The 19,034-nt window shown below is 56.5% G+C and carries 16 protein-coding genes; 7 read left to right on the forward strand and 9 right to left on the reverse strand.

The window, feature by feature from the left end:
• Window positions 1–180 precede the first annotated feature (180 nt).
• Both ACR2R1_RS08225 and ACR2R1_RS08230 read left to right on the forward strand, forming a co-directional pair.
• Window positions 181–924 (forward strand): ABC transporter ATP-binding protein, encoded by a 744-nt coding sequence (locus tag ACR2R1_RS08225; RefSeq protein ID WP_434113516.1) that lies wholly within the window; start codon window positions 181–183, stop codon window positions 922–924.
• Window positions 921–3,428 (forward strand): FtsX-like permease family protein, encoded by a 2,508-nt coding sequence (locus ACR2R1_RS08230; protein WP_434113519.1) that lies wholly within the window; start codon window positions 921–923, stop codon window positions 3,426–3,428. Before ACR2R1_RS08225 ends, ACR2R1_RS08230 begins: the two co-directional genes overlap by 4 nt.
• A 6-nt stretch (window positions 3,429–3,434) precedes the next feature.
• Here ACR2R1_RS08230 and ACR2R1_RS08235 read toward each other — a convergent pair whose 3' ends face one another.
• Genes ACR2R1_RS08235 through glgB form a run of 3 tightly spaced genes read right to left on the reverse strand, consistent with a single transcriptional unit; the run spans window position 3,435 to window position 7,933 of the window.
• A complete protein-coding gene (locus ACR2R1_RS08235) occupies window positions 3,435–4,253 on the reverse strand; it encodes a hypothetical protein (protein WP_133718142.1) in 819 nt (272 codons plus the stop codon).
• Window positions 4,254–4,268: 15 nt separating this feature from the next.
• Window positions 4,269–5,750: a glycogen synthase GlgA gene (glgA, locus tag ACR2R1_RS08240; protein ID WP_434113522.1), complete on the reverse strand. Its 1,482-nt coding sequence runs from the start codon at window positions 5,748–5,750 to the stop codon at window positions 4,269–4,271.
• Window positions 5,747–7,933: a 1,4-alpha-glucan branching protein GlgB gene (gene glgB, locus ACR2R1_RS08245; protein ID WP_077730612.1), complete on the reverse strand. Its 2,187-nt coding sequence runs from the start codon at window positions 7,931–7,933 to the stop codon at window positions 5,747–5,749. Before glgB ends, glgA begins: the two co-directional genes overlap by 4 nt.
• Before the next feature lie 167 nt (window positions 7,934–8,100).
• Here glgB and glgC point away from each other — a divergent pair, with 167 nt between their 5' ends.
• The gene (gene glgC, locus ACR2R1_RS08250; protein WP_077730559.1) at window positions 8,101–9,372 is read left to right on the forward strand and encodes a glucose-1-phosphate adenylyltransferase; all 1,272 of its coding nucleotides are present in this window, start codon (window positions 8,101–8,103) and stop codon (window positions 9,370–9,372) included.
• 426 nt (window positions 9,373–9,798) lie between these two features.
• The gene (gene malQ, locus ACR2R1_RS08255; protein ID WP_434113526.1) at window positions 9,799–11,301 is read left to right on the forward strand and encodes a 4-alpha-glucanotransferase; all 1,503 of its coding nucleotides are present in this window, start codon (window positions 9,799–9,801) and stop codon (window positions 11,299–11,301) included.
• A gap of 274 nt (window positions 11,302–11,575) precedes the next feature.
• On the opposite strand, the gene ACR2R1_RS08260 is transcribed toward malQ, so the two are convergent.
• The 4 genes from ACR2R1_RS08260 to ACR2R1_RS08275 form a co-directional block, all read right to left on the reverse strand.
• Window positions 11,576–11,743 carry a hypothetical protein gene (locus tag ACR2R1_RS08260; protein WP_166642625.1) on the reverse strand — a complete coding sequence of 56 codons (168 nt, stop codon included), beginning with the start codon at window positions 11,741–11,743 and terminating at the stop codon, window positions 11,576–11,578.
• Between the two features lie 222 nt (window positions 11,744–11,965).
• Window positions 11,966–12,460 (reverse strand): low molecular weight protein-tyrosine-phosphatase, encoded by a 495-nt coding sequence (locus tag ACR2R1_RS08265; protein WP_156879767.1) that lies wholly within the window; start codon window positions 12,458–12,460, stop codon window positions 11,966–11,968.
• 71 nt (window positions 12,461–12,531) lie between these two features.
• Window positions 12,532–13,323, reverse strand: a complete 792-nt coding sequence (locus ACR2R1_RS08270) for an ABC transporter permease (RefSeq protein ID WP_205780779.1) — start codon at window positions 13,321–13,323, stop codon at window positions 12,532–12,534.
• Window positions 13,324–13,343: 20 nt separating this feature from the next.
• Window positions 13,344–14,087 (reverse strand): ABC transporter ATP-binding protein, encoded by a 744-nt coding sequence (locus tag ACR2R1_RS08275; protein WP_434113530.1) that lies wholly within the window; start codon window positions 14,085–14,087, stop codon window positions 13,344–13,346.
• A 121-nt stretch (window positions 14,088–14,208) separates the two neighbouring features.
• Between ACR2R1_RS08275 and ACR2R1_RS08280 the strand changes: the two genes are divergently transcribed.
• Window positions 14,209–14,721, forward strand: a complete 513-nt coding sequence (locus tag ACR2R1_RS08280) for an NUDIX hydrolase (protein WP_347258381.1) — start codon at window positions 14,209–14,211, stop codon at window positions 14,719–14,721.
• 14 nt (window positions 14,722–14,735) lie between these two features.
• On the opposite strand, the gene lptG is transcribed toward ACR2R1_RS08280, so the two are convergent.
• Both lptG and lptF read right to left on the reverse strand, forming a co-directional pair.
• Window positions 14,736–15,806, reverse strand: coding sequence for an LPS export ABC transporter permease LptG (gene lptG / locus ACR2R1_RS08285; RefSeq protein WP_077730554.1), 1,071 nt, complete (start codon window positions 15,804–15,806; stop codon window positions 14,736–14,738).
• A complete protein-coding gene (lptF, locus tag ACR2R1_RS08290; protein ID WP_077730553.1) occupies window positions 15,803–16,945 on the reverse strand; it encodes an LPS export ABC transporter permease LptF in 1,143 nt (380 codons plus the stop codon). The genes lptG and lptF overlap by 4 nt, the downstream gene beginning before the upstream one ends.
• Before the next feature lie 89 nt (window positions 16,946–17,034).
• On the opposite strand from lptF, the gene ACR2R1_RS08295 reads away from it, so the two are divergent.
• Both ACR2R1_RS08295 and ACR2R1_RS08300 read left to right on the forward strand, forming a co-directional pair.
• The gene (locus tag ACR2R1_RS08295; protein ID WP_156879765.1) at window positions 17,035–18,522 is read left to right on the forward strand and encodes a leucyl aminopeptidase; all 1,488 of its coding nucleotides are present in this window, start codon (window positions 17,035–17,037) and stop codon (window positions 18,520–18,522) included.
• On the forward strand, window positions 18,519–18,959 hold the full coding sequence (locus ACR2R1_RS08300) for a DNA polymerase III subunit chi (protein WP_077730551.1): 441 nt from the start codon (window positions 18,519–18,521) through the stop codon (window positions 18,957–18,959). The genes ACR2R1_RS08295 and ACR2R1_RS08300 overlap by 4 nt, the downstream gene beginning before the upstream one ends.
• Window positions 18,960–19,034: the final 75 nt, after the last annotated feature.

Genomic DNA, 19,034 nt, shown 5'->3' on the forward strand with positions numbered 1-19,034 from the left:
TAGCGTGGCGAGGCCGATTTGCACGCGAAGCGCCCGCAGGGTGCCGCACAGGGACTGTGGGACATGAATCCAGAGGCCGAGGATGGCGGGGCGTCTACGTCCTTGTAACCTGGACCCCGGCAGTCCCAATCGCAAACGGGCCTTTAGTCGGCCCCTTCCATGCCGGGGTGACGATGTGATTTGAGTTTCGTCACGAACAGTACCAAAGGCAACTTGCATACCGAAGCCCCCGCCGCCATCCATTCCGAGCGACCGCTGCTGATGCTGCGCGGCGTGACTCATGGTTATCGGGAAGGCGACCGACTGCGTCCGGTGCTCCAGAGTATCGACGGCGACATCGGCGAAGGGCGCTTCGTGGCCTTGCTGGGACAGAGCGGATCGGGGAAATCGACTCTCCTGAATCTGATCGCAGGTCTGGACGTGGCAGACTCCGGATCGATCATTGTTCGAGATCTCGATCTGAACCGGCTACGCGAACCGGCGCGAACCCTGTTCCGGCGCAGCCATATCGGCTTCGTCTATCAGTTCTTCAATCTGCTGCCGACCTTGACGGTGCTGGAAAACGTCGCCCTGCCCGCCGAACTGAACGGCTTTTCCGCCGACGAATCCCGGCGCCGGGCTGTTACGCTGCTCGAAGAAGTCGGTTTGGCCGACCGGCAGGACAGCTATCCGGATTCGCTTTCCGGGGGCGAACAACAAAGGGTCGCCCTGGCTAGGGCGCTGGTGCACGATCCCTCGTTGATTCTCGCCGACGAGCCGACCGGCAATCTGGACAGCGCGACGGGGCGGCACATTCTGGATCTCCTCGATCACGCCGTCAGAAGGCGCGGCAAAACCTTGCTGGTCGCCACCCACAGCCGGGAAGTGGCCGAGCGCGCCGATGCGGTGTGGGAGCTGCGGGACGGCAGGCTCATGTCACGATGACGCTGCTGAACAAAGCCAATCGCCGGCACTTTTACCGGCATCCGCTACAGCTCGTGCTGGCGATTCTGGGGATCGCCCTCGGGGTAGCGATGCTGGTTTCGGTGGATTTGGCCGTAGAGAGTTCGCGCCGCGCCTTTCAGCTGTCGATGAGCGCGCTGACCGGCAAGACTACCCATCACATCGTCGCCGGGATCGGACTCCTCGATGAGACGCTTTATCCCAAGCTCAGACGGGATTTAGGCGATGTGCCCATGGCGCCCGTCGTCGAAGGCTATGTCGCGGCGCACGATCAGACCCTGCGACTCGCCGGCTTCGACCCCTTCACTGAAAGCCCGATACGGCAAGGGCTCACTCGATCATCGTTCGCCGCGCTGGTCGATCTTCTGACGGAGCCCGATACGGCGCTGATTTCCCGTGTCACCGCCCAGCGGCTCAACATCGGCCCCGGCAACAACCTGACCGTGGAGATCGCGGGCACGCCGCGGACGGTACGCGTGGTCGGCTATGTCGATCCCGAGGAAAAGCCCGATCCCGCTTTGGAAGGCCTGCTGCTCGCCGACATCGCCACGGCCCAGGAGATACTGGGCAAGATCGGCGGGCTCGACCGCATCGACCTCGTCTTGCCCGACGAATCCCGCGAACTGGAGAAGCTACGCGGCATGCTGCCCGAAAACACCGCGCTGATCGATGCCGCGGGACGAAACACCGCAACCGCGCGCATGGCCCATGCCTTCGAAATCAACCTGAAAGCCATGAGTCTGATGGCGCTGCTGGTCGGCCTTTTCCTGATCTACAACACGATGACCTTCACGGTGCTGCAACGCCGCCCGCTGCTCGCCAATCTCCGCATCGTCGGAGTCACTCGCAGACAGGTCATGAGCGAAATCCTGTTGGAATCCGGACTGCTCGGTCTCTTCGGCAGCTTGCTGGGATTGATGCTGGGATTGGTCGCGGCTCGCGGTCTTCTGGATCAAATCACCCGCACCATCAGCGATATGTATTTCGTCGTCACGGTGACGGAGTTTTCGGTCTCTCCTGCGGCTTTACTGCGCAGCCTGTCGATCGGAATCTCGGCCTCGGTATTGGCGGCATTGCCCGCCGCCCTGGATGCGGCTTCGACCCGGCCGGTCCGCGCCCAGCGCCGCTCCGGCCTGGAACAGAGCGTGCGCCGGTGGCTGCCGAAATTGACTTTATTGGGGATAGCAAGCGGAATCCTCGGAGTCTTCCTCCTGAACTGGCCGGCGGCCGGTCTGATTACGGCGATAGTCGGGATCTTCCTGCTGGCGGGGGCTTATGCGCTCTTTATCCCCGCAGCGATGCTGGGCCTCACCAGACTGTGTCCGCGCACCGCCAGGCCAATCGTCCGCCTGGCCATCCGAGGTACGTCCGCCGCTTTGAGCCGAACCGGTTTGGCGACGGCGGCATTGAGCATTTCGGTAGCCGTCGCCATCGGCGTCGGCATGATGGTGGAGAGCTTTCGCTTCACCATTGCCGATTGGCTGCAACAACTGCTTCAGGCCGATCTTTACGTGGCCCGTCCCACGGAAACCGGCATCGCGAGCGAACCCTTGCCCTCATCCCTGCTGGAGGACGCCGTTCGCTTGCCCGGCATCGCGGGCTTCAGCCTCGGACGCCGGACCTTCGCCGAATCCTCAGTCGGCCGCATCGAGCTCCTGGCGTTTCAGCCGGCTTACCCGGAGCGGCCGGCGTTCCGTTTCAAATCGGCCGACGATCGGACGGTTTGGAAGCGGTTTATGGCCGAGCCGGTCGTCATCGTTTCCGAACCTTTTGCCACGCGGCACGGGCTGGGAGCCGGCGATTCCTTAATGTTGAGCACGTCACGAGGTCCGAAGCCGTTTGTCATCGCCGGAGTCTTTTTCGATTACCGCTCGGATCAGGGACTCGCAGTCCTGCGACGGGACTTGTATGCGAACCTTTGGAACGATACCGGCGTAACCTCGCTCGGCCTTTATCTCGCAAGCGGGATTACGGCAGAAGCGGTAAAAGCGAAAATACAGGACCTGACTCGGCAACCCGGCACCGTGCTGATCCGTTCGAATATCGAAATCCGGCAAGCCTCGATGGAGTTTTTCGAACGCACCTTCGCCGTCACCCATGTGCTGCGCCTCCTCGCCGTCGGGGTCGCGCTGATCGGGATCCTGAGCGCGCTGCTGGCGATACAGCTCGAACGGACGCGGGAATTCGCCGTGCTGCGATCGCTGGGAATGACGCCGCGGCAACTGATCGGCCTCGTGCTCACGCAAACCAGTTTTCTGGGCCTTTGCGCCGGGGTTCTTGCACTGCCCCTGGGGTTCGCCCTGGCCATGGCACTGGTCAAGGTCATCAACCTTCGGTCTTTCGGCTGGAGCATGGATTTGGCGGTTTCCGGCGTGGAGCTGTGGCAAGCGCCGCTTCTTTCGATTACCGCGGCATTGATCGCCGGACTCTATCCGGCATGGAGGGCAAGCAGACTAACTCCGGCCTTGGCGTTGAGGGAGGAATAATGGTCGTCAAGGCTTACCCGCGTCCAAATCCTCGACCTTGAGAAAAATCCTGTTTTGCTGGCTGCGGGTGGAATAGCTTCGGCTGGCGAGCCCGCTTTCTTCGCGGACGGACGTTTCCACTTGTCCGCCGATCTCGACCCATTCGCCGAGCGCGGCCCGTATTACCGTGTGTGCGCTTTGCGTGTCGATGACGCCGAACCGGTCCCGGCTGAGCCGGTCGGACCAAGGCGACAGCTCTATGATCACCTCGCTGCCGGACAATCTGGGCGTTACCGCAAATCCGGTGGTTGCCGGCCGGTATTCGATGTTTTCGCTGTAGCCGTACCCATAGCCGTAATAGGATTGAGTCGGAACAGGGATCTGTTCTCCGACTTCGATATAGGCGGATCGCCCCTCCAGAGTCTGCAACTGTTGCGTGTGGCCGGCTGAATCGCGGCCTTCCGACTGATAAAGATGCCCGCGGATACGAATATCCGAATCGGCCGGACGGTTCAGATCGATCCGTCCGCGCAAACGCCCCTGCGCATTCAAGGTTTCCGTGGACAGATCACGGCCTTGAGTGACCGTGATCAGAAGTCTGTGCGAACTTTTATCGAGCTGCCGAACCAAGTCGCGGATTTCTTCGACCTTTCCGGGGTCGGCCTTCAGAATAAGCCGATCGCGGGCGGGGATCACGACATCGCCCGGCCCCAGCAAGGGCTGGATCAACGGCACCATCTCATCCGACGGACGGTGGAACAGCTCGATGGTCGACAAATCCTGAGCGGCGGCCGGGGCATTCCAGGCCGCGATGGCGATTGCGATGAAGGCGAGACGTAGCCACATATCGGCACGAAAAGCTTAGGTTTCCACGTCGAGACGCAGCAAGCTGTCGGCAGTCAGGCGATCGGCCATGGCCCGATCGTACAAATCGAGATAACGCTGAGCGCTTTGCCGCCAAGAAAAATCCTTGCTCATACCGGCTTTTTGGACCTTCTCCCGAAGCACCTTATTCTGACAAAGCACGAAACCTCGATTCAAGGCGTGGAACAAATCATCGGCGGCAGCATCGCGGAAAACCACCCCGGTAGCCCGGCCCATCGTCAGATTCGTGGCGTTGGCATCGTCCACGGTATCCGCCAAACCGCCCACATGACGTACGACCGGCACGGCCCCGTAGCGTTGGCTGTACATCTGATTGAGACCGCAGGGCTCGAACCGGGAAGGCATCAGGAATAGGTCGGTACCGGCTTCGATTAGGTGCGCGCTCGGCTCGTCGTAACCCAGCTTGACCGCGATACGATCGGGATACAGACGTGCCCAGTGCAATAGAATCTGCTCGTATCGGGCTTCGCCGCTGCCCACGATGACCAGCTGAATGGGCATCCGAATCAGCTTGGGCAGAAGCTCGATCACGAGATCGATGCCTTTTTGCTGAACCAAGCGCCCGACCCAAGCCATCAAAACGATCCCGTCATCCTCCGCCAGCTTGAACGCCCGCTGCAACGCCGCTTTGTTGGCCGGCCTTTTTTCCAGCGAATCGATGTCGAAATTCGTCCCAATGAAGGGATCGGTGGCCGGATTCCAAGCGTCGGCATCGATACCGTTGAGTATGCCGCTGAGCCGCTCCCGGCGATGCTTGAGCAAGCCTTCGAGTCCGGCACCGAACTCCTCTCCCTGAATCTCCTCGGCATAGTGAGGGCTCACGGTAGTGATCCGGTCGGCGAAAACCAATCCTCCTTTGATGAAGGACAACTGGTTGTAAAACTCCAGCGCCTGACTGGACCAAAATCGATTCGGCAAGCGCAGCTTGACGAAGGTTTCGTGAGGAAAGACTCCCTGATAGGCGAGATTGTGGATCGTGAAAACGGTGGCTGGCCGTCCCGGCTCGTCGCTGAGCAACGCGGGTGCCAAACCGGTTTGCCAATCGTTGCAGTGCACGATGTCGGGCTTCCATCGGAGTCCCAGCCGATTCATGGCCATCTCCACGGCAACATGGCACAACAACGAGAACCGCTCGGGATTGTCGGGCCAGGGTTTTCCATCCGGCCCCAAATATGGATTGCCGGACCGCCCGAAGTACTGGGGATGGGCGAGCAGCCAAACCGGTACCGTCGAACCGGGCAGAACGCCTTCCAGAATGGCAATTTCGCCATCGCCGTGCAGCAGTCGGACCTGTTCGAAATGACCTGCCGCCATGGCCGAAGCATATCCCGGAAGCAGTATGCGGACATCGTGGCCTAGGCCCTTTAAGGCTATCGGCAGGCTTCCCGAGACGTCGGCGAGCCCCCCGGTCTTGATGAGCGGATACGCCTCGCTGGTGACGAAGAGTATTTTCTTCATTCGGGAGGTTCCGGTTCATCCTCCTTAAGAACCTCGCAAGTCAAAACGATTCCGGCCAAAGGGGGCAGTGTAAGACTGATGGAATACGGCCTTCCCATCCATTCCTTTGCTTCCGTGGTCACGGCGCTATTGCCGATATTACTCCCGCCGTAATGACGCGAGTCGGAATTGAAGATCTCTCGGTAGACGCCGGGCTCCGGCACGCCGATGCGATAGTTCTGCCTCGGCACCGGGGTAAAATTGAACACCATGACCGCGAACTCGTCGGAGGACCGTCGCAGATAGCTCAGAGTCGACTGAGGCGCATCGTGGCAATCGATCCATTCGAAGCCTTTTTGTTCGAAATCGAACCTATGTAACGCCGGGTTTTCCCGATAAAGGCGGTTGAGATCGCTCACCAGTTGCTTGAGTCCGCTGTGATTGGGGTACGCGAGTACATACCAGTCCAAAGCCTTGCTGAAATTCCATTCACCGCCTTGACCGAACTCGCAGCCCATGAACAGCAGCTTCTTGCCCGGATAAGTGAACATGAAGGTGTACAGCAAACGCAGATTGGCGAAACGCTGCCAATCGTCTCCCGGCATTTTTTGCAGCATCGAACCCTTGCCGTGGACGACTTCGTCATGGGAGAACGGCAGTATGAAATTCTCCGTGAACGCGTACAGCAAGCCGAAGGTCAGCTGATCGTGATGATAATGGCGATGGATGGGGTCCTTGCTCATGTAGAGCAAGGTGTCGTGCATCCAGCCCATGTTCCATTTCATCGAAAAGCCCAACCCCCCGGTCCAGGTGGGACGGGTCACCTGCGGCCAGGCGGTGGATTCTTCGGCCATGATAAGCGTGCCTGGAAATTGCTGGTGCGTCACGGTATTGAGCTCGCGCAGAAAGGCGATCGCTTCCAGATTCTCGTTGCCGCCGTACTTGTTGGGGATCCAGTCGCCGGGTTCACGGGAATAATCCAGGTAAAGCATCGAGGCGACCGCATCGACGCGAAGTCCGTCGAGGTGAAATTCTTCCAGCCAGAATAACGCACTGCCGATCAGAAAATTGCGGACTTCGTTTCGGCCGTAGTTGTAGATCAGCGTACCCCAGTCGCGATGTTCGCCGAGCCGCGGGTCCTCGTGTTCGTATAGCGGCGTACCGTCGAACCAGGCCAACCCGTGCGCGTCCTTCGGAAAATGAGCGGGCACCCAGTCCAGAAAGACACCGATTCCGTTTTGATGGCAGTAATCTACGAAGTAGCGGAAATCCTCCGGAGTACCGAAACGGCTGGTGGGCGCAAAATAGCCGGTGGTTTGATAACCCCACGATCCATCGAAAGGATGCTCGGTGATCGGCAGTAATTCGATATGGCTGAAGCCCTGCTCCTTGACATAGGCCACGAGTTGCCTGGCCAGCTCCCGGTAGTTTAGAAATTCGCCTTCGGCATCATGCCGCCAAGACCCTAAGTGGACCTCATAAACGGACATGGGCTCGTGGAGCCAATCGCGGTTCGCGCGGTGTTCCATCCAATCGTCGTCATTCCAATCGTAAGCCCGGTCGGGCACGACCAAGGAAGCGGTATTCGGGCGTAGCTCGAACTGCCGGCCGTAAGGATCGGTTTTTAAAAGAACGGTACCCTGCTGGCGGTTGCGAATTTCGAATTTGTACAGCGTTCCGGGTTCGAGCTCGGGAATGAATAGTTCCCACACTCCGCTGTTGCCCCGGACCCGCATCGGATGCCGCCGCCCGTCCCAGGCATTGAAATCGCCCACCACGCTGATTCTCTCCGCGTTCGGCGCCCATGTTGCGAACAGGATGCCGTCGATCCCGTCCACGGTGTGCGGATGGGCACCGAGGATACGATAGATATGCCAATGTTTGCCTTCGCCGAAAAGGTAAAGGTCGAAGTCGGAAAGCTGCGGCGGAAACGTATACGGGTCGATATGGCTTTGCGGCTGCCCCGACTTGTCCGTCCATAACAGGCGGTAATGCTCGGGAACGGAATCATGATCCAGATGACATTCGAACACATCGGTGCCGGGAATGCGTTGCATGTCCGGGCCTCGCTCCCCGATCCGCACCGTCTCGGCTTGCGGAACAATCGCCCGGATGACATCGCCACCCTCGGTCCGATGCCGACCCAAAACCGCAAACGGATCGTGGTGGCGCGCCAGAACGATCCGCTGCAATTCAGAATCCATCTGAGGCAAAACGCCGCCGGCTTCGTTCGCGGATTGTGTGTCGGTCGAGTTCACTTTATTTGGCCTCTGATAGTAAAATATAGCCGTTGGCAAATGCCCGAAACACCTGGGCGTTATGGTATCAAATTTGCGCCCCCAGTGGATGGCACAGTCTAAAGGAGCCTTTCATGCCAGAGTCGATGCATGCGTCCCGTTTCGTCAGCCGCCTTACTAGGCATACTTTGGCTCTTATTCTGGCTGGAGGCCGCGGAACACGATTACATAAGCTGACCGAGTGGCGAGCCAAACCGGCCGTGCCTTTCGGAGGCAAATTTCGAATTATCGATTTCCCACTTTCAAATTGCATAAACTCGGGCATCAGACAAGTTGGCGTATTAACGCAATATAAAGCGGACTCGTTAATTCGGCATATTCAGCAGGGTTGGGGGTTCTTACGAGCCGAACTGGGCGAGTTTGTCGATATCCTGCCTGCCCAGCAGCGCCTTCAGGAAGCTTGGTATGCCGGGACCGCCGACGCGGTATACCAGAATTTGGATATCTTCCGCCAAAGGGACCCTGAATATATCCTGATTCTCGCCGGCGACCATGTCTACAAAATGGATTACGGCTTGATGATGGCCTACCACGTGGAAATGCAGGCCGACTTGACCATCGGTTGCATGGAGGTGCCGCTAGCCGAGGCGAAAGCGTTCGGAGTCATGCATGTCAGTGAAGACAAACGCGTCTCCAACTTTGTCGAAAAGCCGGAAAATCCACCGCCCATGCCGAATCGGCCCGATCATGCATTGGTGTCCATGGGCATTTATGTCTTCAACACCGGCTTCTTGTTCGAACAGCTCATCAAAGATGCGGACACACCGGGTTCGAGTCACGACTTCGGCAAGGACATCATCCCCGCGGTAATTAAAAAATATCGAGTATTTGTCTATCCATTCCGCGATGTACAAAGTGGCGTACAAGCGTACTGGCGAGACGTCGGTACTGTGGACTCTTATTGGGCCTCCAACATGGAGCTGATCGGCATCGATCCCGAGCTTAACTTGTACGATAAGGATTGGCCGATTTGGACTTATCAGGCACAAACCCCGCCCGCCAAATTCGTGTTCGACGACGACGATCGCCGTGGAATGGCGGTAGATTCCATGGTATCCGGCGGCTGTGTTATCTCCGGCGCCGAAGTCAGGCACTCGCTGCTGTTCAGCAATGTCCGCGTGAACTCGTACTCCAAGGTAAAGGATTCAGTGATATTGCCGGATGTTAACGTCGGCAGGCACTGCCGCATTACCAAAGCGATCATCGACAAGGGCTGCCATATTCCACCGAATACCGTGATCGGGGAGAATCCGGAAGAAGATCGAAAACGGTTCTATGTCAGTCCGGGTGGCGTGGTTCTGGTGACTCCGGACGCTCTCGGACAGCGGCTGCATTTCGCCCGTTGAGGCTCGGTTAATCTTCCGGCTTTCTGCATTGGCGCTTAAAGCGCCATCGAAAATTATTTGATAAAAAAAGCTCTTGCGTTTTGAATGGCGCCCACATCGCTATTTCGCTCGATCTCTCCGAGATCCCCCTTAGCCAGCTAGTGTGATCGAAAAATTGCGCGCGCAATGCCCTCAAAACACCCGCGGCGAATCCCGGGCGCCCGTCGGGTGGATTGCACAGCCGTCCTCGAAAACGTATTTGCCGGAATCCCGGCAAGGAACAAATCAGCTTGATACGCCTTTTAACTTGCACTTGTCTCTTGACATCAAACCACTGTCGTCCAGCAATATCCGCGAAAAAGACGCTCCAAATCTCCAAACATCCCGTTAAGCGCTAGCGAAAGCATATCTGGGAAAGTCCCAACTCATAGTCGTTAAGGTGGGGAATTGACGCACGCACACAGCATATTGGACCGGCGTCGGGCCGGCATTCTTCTGCATATCACGTCCCTGCCCGGCAGTCTCGGGAACGGGGACTTGGGTCAAAACGCTTATCGATTCGTCGATTTTCTGGCTGACTGCGGCATAAGCGTCTGGCAAACGCTTCCGATTAATCCGACCCATGCCGATGGCTCACCCTACCAGTGCTTGTCGGCCCATGCCGGCAATCCGCTGATGATAGATCTTAAATGGCTGTCTGATCGCGGCTGGCTACCGGCGCCGCCGGATTCTATCGGCGAAATCTCGGTCGCCGATTATCGATTTCGTTGCCTAAAACAGGCCTGCGACTCCTTCCAAGCATGCTTGCAAAGCGAATACCGCACTGCTTATGACGAATTCGTTAAAAAGCAGAACTGGTGGCTATCGGATTATGCGCTGTTCATTGCTCTACGCGAGGAACTCGGCTGCAAGGCATGGCAGGAATGGCCCAACGCCATTCGGGACCGAGAGCCAGCCGCGCTGGAAGCTGCCCGATTACGTCTGGCGGATCGCATCGCTCAGGTTGAATTCGAGCAATTCGTTTTTTTCGAGCAATGGACGGAGTTAAGACGCTATGCCAAGCGGAGAGGAGTCATGTTGTTCGGCGACATGCCGATATTCGTCGCCGGCGACAGCGCCGAGGTGTGGGCCTGTCGAGAATGTTTCGATTTGACCGAGACCGGTTATGCCCGCGTCGTGGCCGGAGTGCCGCCCGACTATTTTTCGGCTACCGGCCAACGCTGGGGAAATCCTCACTATAACTGGGAGCACATGAAAGCGACCGGCTTCCGCTGGTGGCTGGATCGATTCCGGAGTCAGTTGGCGCTTTACGACTGGGTACGCATCGACCACTTCCGAGGTTTCGAAGCATACTGGGAGATACCGGCCGAATCCGAAACGGCGATTCACGGCCGCTGGGTGAAGGCTCCGGGCGACGCCCTGCTGAAAACGGTATTCGCCACGCTCAACGGCTCGGGCTTACCCTTGGTTGCAGAGAACCTGGGCATTATCACACCCGAGGTGGAAGCGCTTCGCAACCGGTTTGATATTCCGGGCATGCTGATACTGCAATTCGCCTTTGACGGGGGCGACGATAATCCTTATCTGCCCCATAACCACACCGAGAACAACGTGGTCTACACGGGGACTCACGATAACGACACGACGTTATCCTGGTACGAAAACTTGTCGGAGGAACAGCGTCATCGTGTTTGCGAATACCTACTTGATCATTGCGGGGATAACAAAGTGGGAATGCCGCAAAGCCTTGTTCGATGCGCGCTCGCGTCTGTGGCGAGATTAGCGGTAATACCGATGCAGGATGTCCTGGAATTGGGTCATGGACATCGCATGAATACGCCCGGAACGATCGCCGACAATTGGCAATGGCGTTTTTCTTGGGAGCAGCTTACAGAGCGTAAGGCAGAAAAACTGGCTGAGTGGGTCCGCGATCACGGGCGCTGCTGCTAGCCGTCCGACACAAAGCTGATTTGGAGTTGACCGACAACGCCCCGCGCGCAACGTATTGTACGCGACGAGAGATTAAGTAGACGGGTTTGAAAATGGCCAAAAGAAGCTTTGTTGCATAAGTCCGGTGAGGGCTAGGCCGCAACTACGGCTGATTTTCTCAACCTCCTTACGCAACAAAGCTTAGCGATCAGATGCTCCTCCGAGCCGTTATTTTTTCCTCCGGTTTTAGCGCTTGCCTTGCAGGTATTGGCTCCTGCTTCAACGGCAAAATTTCCTAGGGTTTTGCGTTCTGGATCTGTTTCTCGATTTGTGCCTTTGTTTCCTCATAGGCCTTGGCGGGCACGCTTTCCATTTCCCTGCTCTTCAACAGGAAAACGCCGACAACAGTCGCTATGATGATACCGCCGATGTAGAGCCAGAAATTGTCTTTTTCTTGTTCCATCTTTCTTACCTCAACAAAACTCTTTGGTTTGTGACACAACGCTCCCTGACATCAAGAGCGTCCATGAGGACGTAACTCGGTTACGCCCGCTGGTGGAAACCCTCCCTAGAGCCGATTCCCACGCAACGGGACACTATTCTATGAGCGTTAATAATGATGTTCAAGATTGTAGCCTTGACTTTTTAGGGGCGTAAAACGAATTAGGCTTTCAACCCTCTCGTTTTACGTAACTTTGTTGTCGTTCAAAGCCCCGTGTAAGTACGCGAATACTCCCTCCGCTGCCTGTTCTATCATCTCTCGCACCCGGTAAAAAACGATTTCTTCCCCATGATATGGGTCGGGAACATCACGTGTCTTGAACTGAGGCGCAAAGTCTAGAAGATACCGAATCTTGTGGATGTGGGCTCTCGGACAAATAAACCGCAGCGCGTCGTAATTTTCTGCATCCATCACCAAAATGTGGTGGAACCTCTGAAAATCCGCGAGCAAAATCCTCCTTGAGCGTAAACCGCTGATATCGATCCTCCGCTCCAACATGGCCCGCTGAGCTCGCGGATCGGGTGGGCGCCCCAAATAGTGAGCATGGGTTCCGGCCGAGTCTATGAATATCTTGTCCGTGTAACCGGCATTCTTCACCAGTTCTCTTAGGGCTCCCTCGGCCATCGGAGACCGGCATATATTAGCCATACAACAAAACAGGACGTTGACTTTGTTCATTGTTTGCGGTCGCTCCGGAAAAATGGAGCTTCAGGTACTTAGGACGGTTCCAGGCTATCGCGACAGCCCACTCATTCCCCCATTTGCAACAATAGGCCGCGTTTACGGGCGACATGAAAGGCGAAAAGATAAAGAGCGAAACCGATCAAGAGGTAAATCAGGTTCAACAGAACGGCCATCCAAAACGAATCGAGAGAAAAAACATGATCTCGCACAACGGCACGCATACCTTCGAAGACATGGCTGGAGGGTAACAGCAAAGCAATTTTTTGCAGCCAATCGGGAAGCACGGAAATTGGATAATAAATCCCGCTGAGCGGCGCAACTGCAAAAATCACGGCCCAAGCCAAACTTTCCGCTCCTAGTCCGTAACGCAATACTAGTGCGACCACCATCAACCCGATAGCCCATCCCATGACGAGCAGGTTTGCAAAAAACGCCACGAGCGGAAGCCCCATATCGAAAATCGAGTACCGATACAGAACGACCGCCAGACCCGCTGCCGCCCCGACGCCAATCGAGGTTCTTAAAAAACTGACCGTCAACAAGGCCATGACCAATTCGTAAGGACGCAATGGACTGACGAACAAATGCCCGAGGTTTCGGGAATACATCTCTTCGAAAAAGACTACGGAAACACCTAATTGGGCACGAAACAACACATCCCAGAGTAGAACGGCGCCTATCAACAATCCCGCAGCCTGGGCCACCCATTCACTGTGGCCGACGAAGAATTGGTTGATAAACCCCCACAAAATCATCTGCATGGTCGGCCAATAAATGAGCTCGATCAACCGAGGCCAGGAACTGCGCATCAAATACAGATAGCGCATGACCAAGGCGAAAACACGTTGCAAGCTCATATACATGTATACACGCTACACTAAGCTGACTGGCGATCTTGGTCGCGCGCGATGTCGATGAAAACCTGCTCCAAACTGTCTCGTCCGTATTTCTGCACCAGCATCGCGGGCGTATCCCGATCCACGATACGCCCTTGTTTGAGAATCAAGACGTTATCGCATAGCCGCTCCACCTCCTGCATATTATGGGAAGCGAGCAGGACTGTGGCCCCGGATTTTTCCTGATAGGCTTTCAGCAAGGTTCGGACCGTGTCCGCCGAAGCCGGGTCCAGGGAAGCAGTCGGCTCGTCCATCAGCAACACTTCGGGCTCGTTCAAGAGCGCTTTGGCTAAGGCGACGCGGGTACGCTGCCCGGCCGAAAGGGAACCGTAGGCGCGGTTCATCAATGCTTCTAGATCGAAACGCTCCGCAAGAGACCGCAAGCACGCGGCTCGATGCCGAACGCCGTAGAGACGGGCATAAACGTCGAGATTCTGTTTCACCGTAAGCCGATGCGGCAAATCGACGTAGGGAGAGGTAAAATTCATGCGGGACAGCGCGGGATACCGATTCTTGATCATATCCACGCCCATGATCCGAATACTCCCAGAAGATGGCAACAAGAGTCCCAACAACATCGCCAGAGTGGTCGTCTTTCCTGCTCCATTGCCGCCGAGTAAGGCACAAGTGCTTGCTTCCGGTACCGCGAAAGAAATTCCGTCCACAGCCATTACCGAGCCAAAGCGCTTGTTAAGACCACGAACCTCGATGGCGGGAGCCCGCATAAACTTCTCCTCTACCGAATGATCCCGTATCGCACAATGAATCCGCCTAATCGATACGCACCGGCTCTACTCGCCGGTTCGCCAACGCCTCGGACGCGGACTTTAGCGCATTACCGCTAGAATGACGCCCCCGGAGCCGGACATCACCTCTACAAGGTGCGGACCACCTCAATCGGCCGTCGGCGTTGGTGCTGTCGTTTTTGATGCATCCGAGCGAGTTCTTCTGATCCGCAGAGGAAAACAACCCGCCTTGGGACTGTGGTCGATTCCGGGCGGTAAACAGGAACCCGGCGAGACGCTCGTCCAATGCTGCCGGCGCGAGATACTGGAAGAAACCGGGATCGAGGCAGAGCTGGGCCCCGTAATTGCTCTGGTCGAGCGGATGATCGGCGAGTTTCATTATGTCATCGTCGATTTTGTCGCAACGTTGAAAAATCCGGAGAGCTTCACACCAAAGCCCGCCACCGATGTTTCCGACGCCCGCTGGGTGACAGTCGCCGATTTGAAGCACTATTCCCTGGTGGAAGGTCTGGAACGGGTTATTCGAATCGCCCTCGATAGCTTACACTCCGGTTTCGCTGTGGGCTTAATCGATGCCGACGGAAGCGGCCGCGACTTCTTGCCCTTTATCTAACCCACATCTCCAATCTAAGTTAGGCGAAGCCGGAAAATCGCGACCAAAGCACCCGTGAGCGCCAGCACTGTCGGAAAGAAAGCCGCAAATATCGGATTCATCTCATAAATCAGCCCCAAGTGACCGAAAGTGCGGTCAAACAGATAAAAACCCAACCCGATGACGACGCCTACCACGATACGCTGCCCCGTGCCGACTTCTCTCCGCACCGGCAGTACAAAAGGGGCGGCTACGAGCAGCATGACCAGAGTAACCGCCGGGTTCACGATTCTTCCCCAGAATGCCAGTTCGACGAACGCCGATTGCTGTTCGTTCTCCTTCAGATACCGGATGTATCTCGCCAGTTCGTAAGCCGATAGGTTTTCCGGACTGATCACGAACGCATTCAGCAGATTCGGTGCTAGCACCGAAGACCAATCAGCATACGCCTTTTGCTCGGTGACGATTCCGTCGGCTAGAAATTGGCTCTCGAAAATATTATCCAATCGCCACTGCTTCCCATCGTAAACGGCTTTGTCGGCATGCGTGGCCGAATGGAGTTTCTCTGTCCCATCCAGTTTGAAGATATTGATATCGCCCAAGTTTTCGGGCCGTTCGATTTGGCGGATATTGATGAATACATCACCGTCCCGCACCCAAAATCCATACTTCGTTCTCGATGCGATCTGCTTTTGCAATGCGGTCGCCTTAAGCGTATGCGCCGCGCGCTCCGCTACCGGAGCGATGTATTCGCCGATCCCGAGCGAAATGAAAACCAGCATCATGCCCCCCGCCAGCACTGCCCCGATGATGTGCAGACGTGAGGCTCCAGCGGCCTGCATGGCCACCAGCTCCCGATTGTTGGCCAAGGCTCCCAAGGTTACCAGGCTTCCGACCAATGCCGCGGAAGGCATCAGCTCGTAAAAATTGCGAGGCGAGGTCAGGATCAGATACTGAACGATACTCGCCAAGCCGTAATTCCCCTGCCCCAGATCGCCCAATTCATCCGCAAAGGTGAAAAAATTGAGGAGCGCTAACAATATCAACACGGCGATCAGCGATCCCTTGACCACTTCTCCTGCAATATATCGGCTCAGCGTTCTCATAACCCGACCTTTTCCCTGGCTACCTGAACGATCCAGCTAAAGCCGAGATTTCGAATGAACAAGACCCCGGTAATGATGAGCAAAAAGAAATAAACGCCGGAATAGCTCAGCCAAAGCGGTATCTTCTCGGTCATCAGAAGACCCTGAGTAATCTTTTGAGCATTCTCGTAAACGATATAAATCAGAAAGGCCGTAAACACGTTCCCGTAGACACCGCTACGCGGCGCGATTTTCGCGAGCGGAACGGCCAAAAAGCTCAGAAAGAGCACGCCGAACGGCACTGCCAAACGTTTCTGCAGCTCCGCCAACTCCCGTGGCGTATGCGAATACCACAGCACCATGCTATCCGACGCTTCGCGCTTGAGCGATGCCGTCTCACCCTCTGGACCATCGATGCGCACCGCGTATTCCTCAAACTCGCTGATAATAAAATCAGCTCGTCCGGGTATTCCTTGATAACGGCGGCCTTGCTGCAAAACGACGAAATGCTCGTTCAACTCGTTTCTTCTTAGATGGCCGCTCTCGGCGATCACTACGCCGGTTTTGTCCCGCTGCCGGCTTTGCACGAAGATCTTGTGCATGGAGTTGTCTTCGTTCAACTCCTCCGCATACAACACGACGTCGCCCTGGCTGAATTCGTTGAAACGTCCCGGTTTTATACCGCGTATGTCGGCACTTTTCTCGTCCTTCTTCATAAGCGCCTGGGCCTGTCGCTCGGACCACGGCATGACCTGCAGCGCCAATACGGCGGCAATGAGAGTCACCGGCAACACCATCCAGCTCATCGCCCGATAAATGCGGCTCAACCCCACCCCGCTCGATGCCAGCACCGACATCTCCTGGTCCCGATACATGCGCCCCAACACAGTCAAGGTTGCCATGAACAATGAAGCCGGAAGCAACTGGGCGGTTGCCGACAGGATTTTGAGCCCGAGCAGTTGAAATATGGTTTCGCCTGACAATTCGCCTTCGATGGCTTTGGCGAGAATACTCAGAAATTTGCGGCTGACGATGATCGTGACCAAAACGCCGAGAACGGCCCCTAAGGTCTTGGCGAGTTCCGCCGCCACCATCCGGTCGAGCACCGAGATGATCGGAGGGCGTCTCCATTGAAGCGGTTTAAAAGGGTGGGGTTTCATAATAAGCTTTAACGATTCGAGGCCCTCCCTTGAAAATTGCGGTCAATTACGACAATCCATCCCTTAAGCAACAAGCCACAAATTCTACCATGGACTATTCGGCAAAATGTGAATCGCTCATCAAGCTTAGCGCCAACTGCGCAGTTCTAGGCTTCCACCAGAAACGAAAACTGACCGCCGCAGGCAGCGGGTTGGACGAACACTTGGGAGGCTTGATCTCCAGGCTCCTCAAGCGCGACGACGTCGAAGGAAAAGTCGGCGACGTTCTATTGATAAACCATATCCCCGAAAGCGACATAGAACGTATTTTGCTCGTCGGTCTCGGCAAGAAGGGAGAATTGGCCCCCGCCGCCTACCGCAAGGTTTTGGCCGCAGCGGCGAAATCGCTGAAAGATTCGGGGGCAAAACTTGCCGTGAGCCTTCTCCACGAAGCCGAGGTCGAAGGGTACGATCTGGCTTGGAAAATCCGGCAAGCCGTGGAGGTATTGGAAGGAAACCTATACAAATTCACGCGCTTAAAAAAAGAGGCGGACGATAAGCCGCAACGCCTATCCAAACTCCAATTCCTGCTCGACAGCGAGGATCAATCGGCCGAAGCCAAACTGGGCATCAGACAAGGCTTGGCCATCGCCAACGGCATGAACATCGCGAGGGATCTGGCCAATCTGCCCGGCAACATCTGCACGCCGACCTATCTGGCGGAACAAGCCGAGCAAATCGGGAGAAGCCGGAAAATCAAGGTGCGAATATTCGACGAGTCCGATCTCGAAGCTTTGAGCATGGGTGCCTTTCTGTCCGTCTCCAAAGGCAGCGAGCAGCCTGCCAGGCTCATCGTCATGGAATATTCCGGCGCTTCGTCGAAAGCCAAGCCTTTCGTTCTGATCGGCAAGGGACTCACTTTCGACGCCGGCGGCATTTCGCTGAAACCGGCCGCCAACATGGATGAAATGAAATACGACATGTGCGGCGGCGCGAGCGTGATCGGCGCGCTCTCGGCGATAGCCGAGCTCGAATTGCCGCTCAATGTGGTGGGATTGATCCCGGCTTCCGAAAACCTCCCGGACGGCAAAGCCAATAAGCCGGGCGACATCGTCACCAGCATGTCCGGCCTTACCGTCGAAATCCTGAATACCGATGCCGAAGGCCGTTTGCTGCTGTGCGACGCGCTAACCTACGCCAAGAAATACGAGCCGGCCGCCGTGATCGACGTCGCGACCTTGACCGGAGCCTGCATCGTCGCTTTGGGCCGTCATCCGAGCGGCTTGATGAGCAATAACGAAGGTCTAGCCCAAGCGCTGACGGAAGCCGGCGAAAAAGCCTGGGACCGGGTATGGCGCCTGCCGCTTTGGGACGAATATCAGGAGCAGCTCAAGTCCAAGTTCGCCGATCTCGCGAATATCGGCGGCCCCGACGGCGGCACGATCACGGCCGGCTGTTTCCTGTCCCGCTTCGCCAAGGACTATCCGTGGGCTCACGTCGACATCGCCGGAACCGCCTGGAGAACCGGCAATGAAAAAGGCGCGACCGGACGCCCTGTGCCGCTGCTGGTGCAGTATCTGATCGACCAAGCGCGATGACCCGGATCGATTTCTACGTGCTGCCCACCGGAGATGCTCACAGCCGCCGCTTGATGGCCTGCCGTCTTACCGAGAAGGCCATCAAGCAAGACCTGACGGTTTTCGTTTATGCCGCTTCGGAAGAGGAAGAACGGGTGCTAGACGATTTGCTATGGACATTCCGGCAAGGCAGTTTCGTCGCCCACGAACGGCTCGATGCCTCCGCAGCCCAAGCCGAAACGCCGGTGCTCATCGGACACCGGAGCTCACCGCAGGCTGCCAAGAACGTACTGATCAATTTGAGTGCCGAAATACCGCCCGATCTCGACCGATTCGAGCGTCTGGTCGAACTTGTCGACCAGGACGAAACGGTAAAACAGGCAGGACGCCGTCGATACCGGTTCTATACGGATCAAGGCCATACCATTCAGACGCATCGCTTGGATAGCTCCGACTGAAGCCTCGATCAGCTAAGTTTTCAATATAATTCGAGATCGATCGTCTTGCGCCAATCCCGCGATTGGCCATCCCTA

Source organism: Methylocaldum sp. GT1TLB (assembly GCF_051027445.1).
GTDB lineage: Bacteria > Pseudomonadota > Gammaproteobacteria > Methylococcales > Methylococcaceae > Methylocaldum.

What these genes read in the sequence shown, in the direction of transcription:
- lptF (WP_077730553.1), bottom strand. Translation starts at nt 16,945, where the DNA reads ATGAAACCCCACCCTTTTAAACCGCTTCAATGGAGACGCCCTCCGATC.
- glgB (WP_077730612.1), bottom strand. Translation starts at nt 7,933, where the DNA reads ATGGATTCTGAATTGCAGCGGATCGTTCTGGCGCGCCACCACGATCCG.
- ACR2R1_RS08265 (WP_156879767.1), bottom strand. Translation starts at nt 12,460, where the DNA reads ATGAACAAAGTCAACGTCCTGTTTTGTTGTATGGCTAATATATGCCGG.
- ACR2R1_RS08235 (WP_133718142.1), bottom strand. Translation starts at nt 4,253, where the DNA reads ATGTGGCTACGTCTCGCCTTCATCGCAATCGCCATCGCGGCCTGGAAT.
- ACR2R1_RS08300 (WP_077730551.1), top strand. Translation starts at nt 18,519, where the DNA reads ATGACCCGGATCGATTTCTACGTGCTGCCCACCGGAGATGCTCACAGC.
- glgC (WP_077730559.1), top strand. Translation starts at nt 8,101, where the DNA reads ATGCCAGAGTCGATGCATGCGTCCCGTTTCGTCAGCCGCCTTACTAGG.
- ACR2R1_RS08280 (WP_347258381.1), top strand. Translation starts at nt 14,209, where the DNA reads ATGACGCCCCCGGAGCCGGACATCACCTCTACAAGGTGCGGACCACCT.
- ACR2R1_RS08270 (WP_205780779.1), bottom strand. Translation starts at nt 13,323, where the DNA reads ATGAGCTTGCAACGTGTTTTCGCCTTGGTCATGCGCTATCTGTATTTG.
- ACR2R1_RS08295 (WP_156879765.1), top strand. Translation starts at nt 17,035, where the DNA reads ATGGACTATTCGGCAAAATGTGAATCGCTCATCAAGCTTAGCGCCAAC.
- glgA (WP_434113522.1), bottom strand. Translation starts at nt 5,750, where the DNA reads ATGAAGAAAATACTCTTCGTCACCAGCGAGGCGTATCCGCTCATCAAG.
- ACR2R1_RS08275 (WP_434113530.1), bottom strand. Translation starts at nt 14,087, where the DNA reads ATGCGGGCTCCCGCCATCGAGGTTCGTGGTCTTAACAAGCGCTTTGGC.
- ACR2R1_RS08230 (WP_434113519.1), top strand. Translation starts at nt 921, where the DNA reads ATGACGCTGCTGAACAAAGCCAATCGCCGGCACTTTTACCGGCATCCG.
- ACR2R1_RS08260 (WP_166642625.1), bottom strand. Translation starts at nt 11,743, where the DNA reads ATGGAACAAGAAAAAGACAATTTCTGGCTCTACATCGGCGGTATCATC.
- lptG (WP_077730554.1), bottom strand. Translation starts at nt 15,806, where the DNA reads ATGAGAACGCTGAGCCGATATATTGCAGGAGAAGTGGTCAAGGGATCG.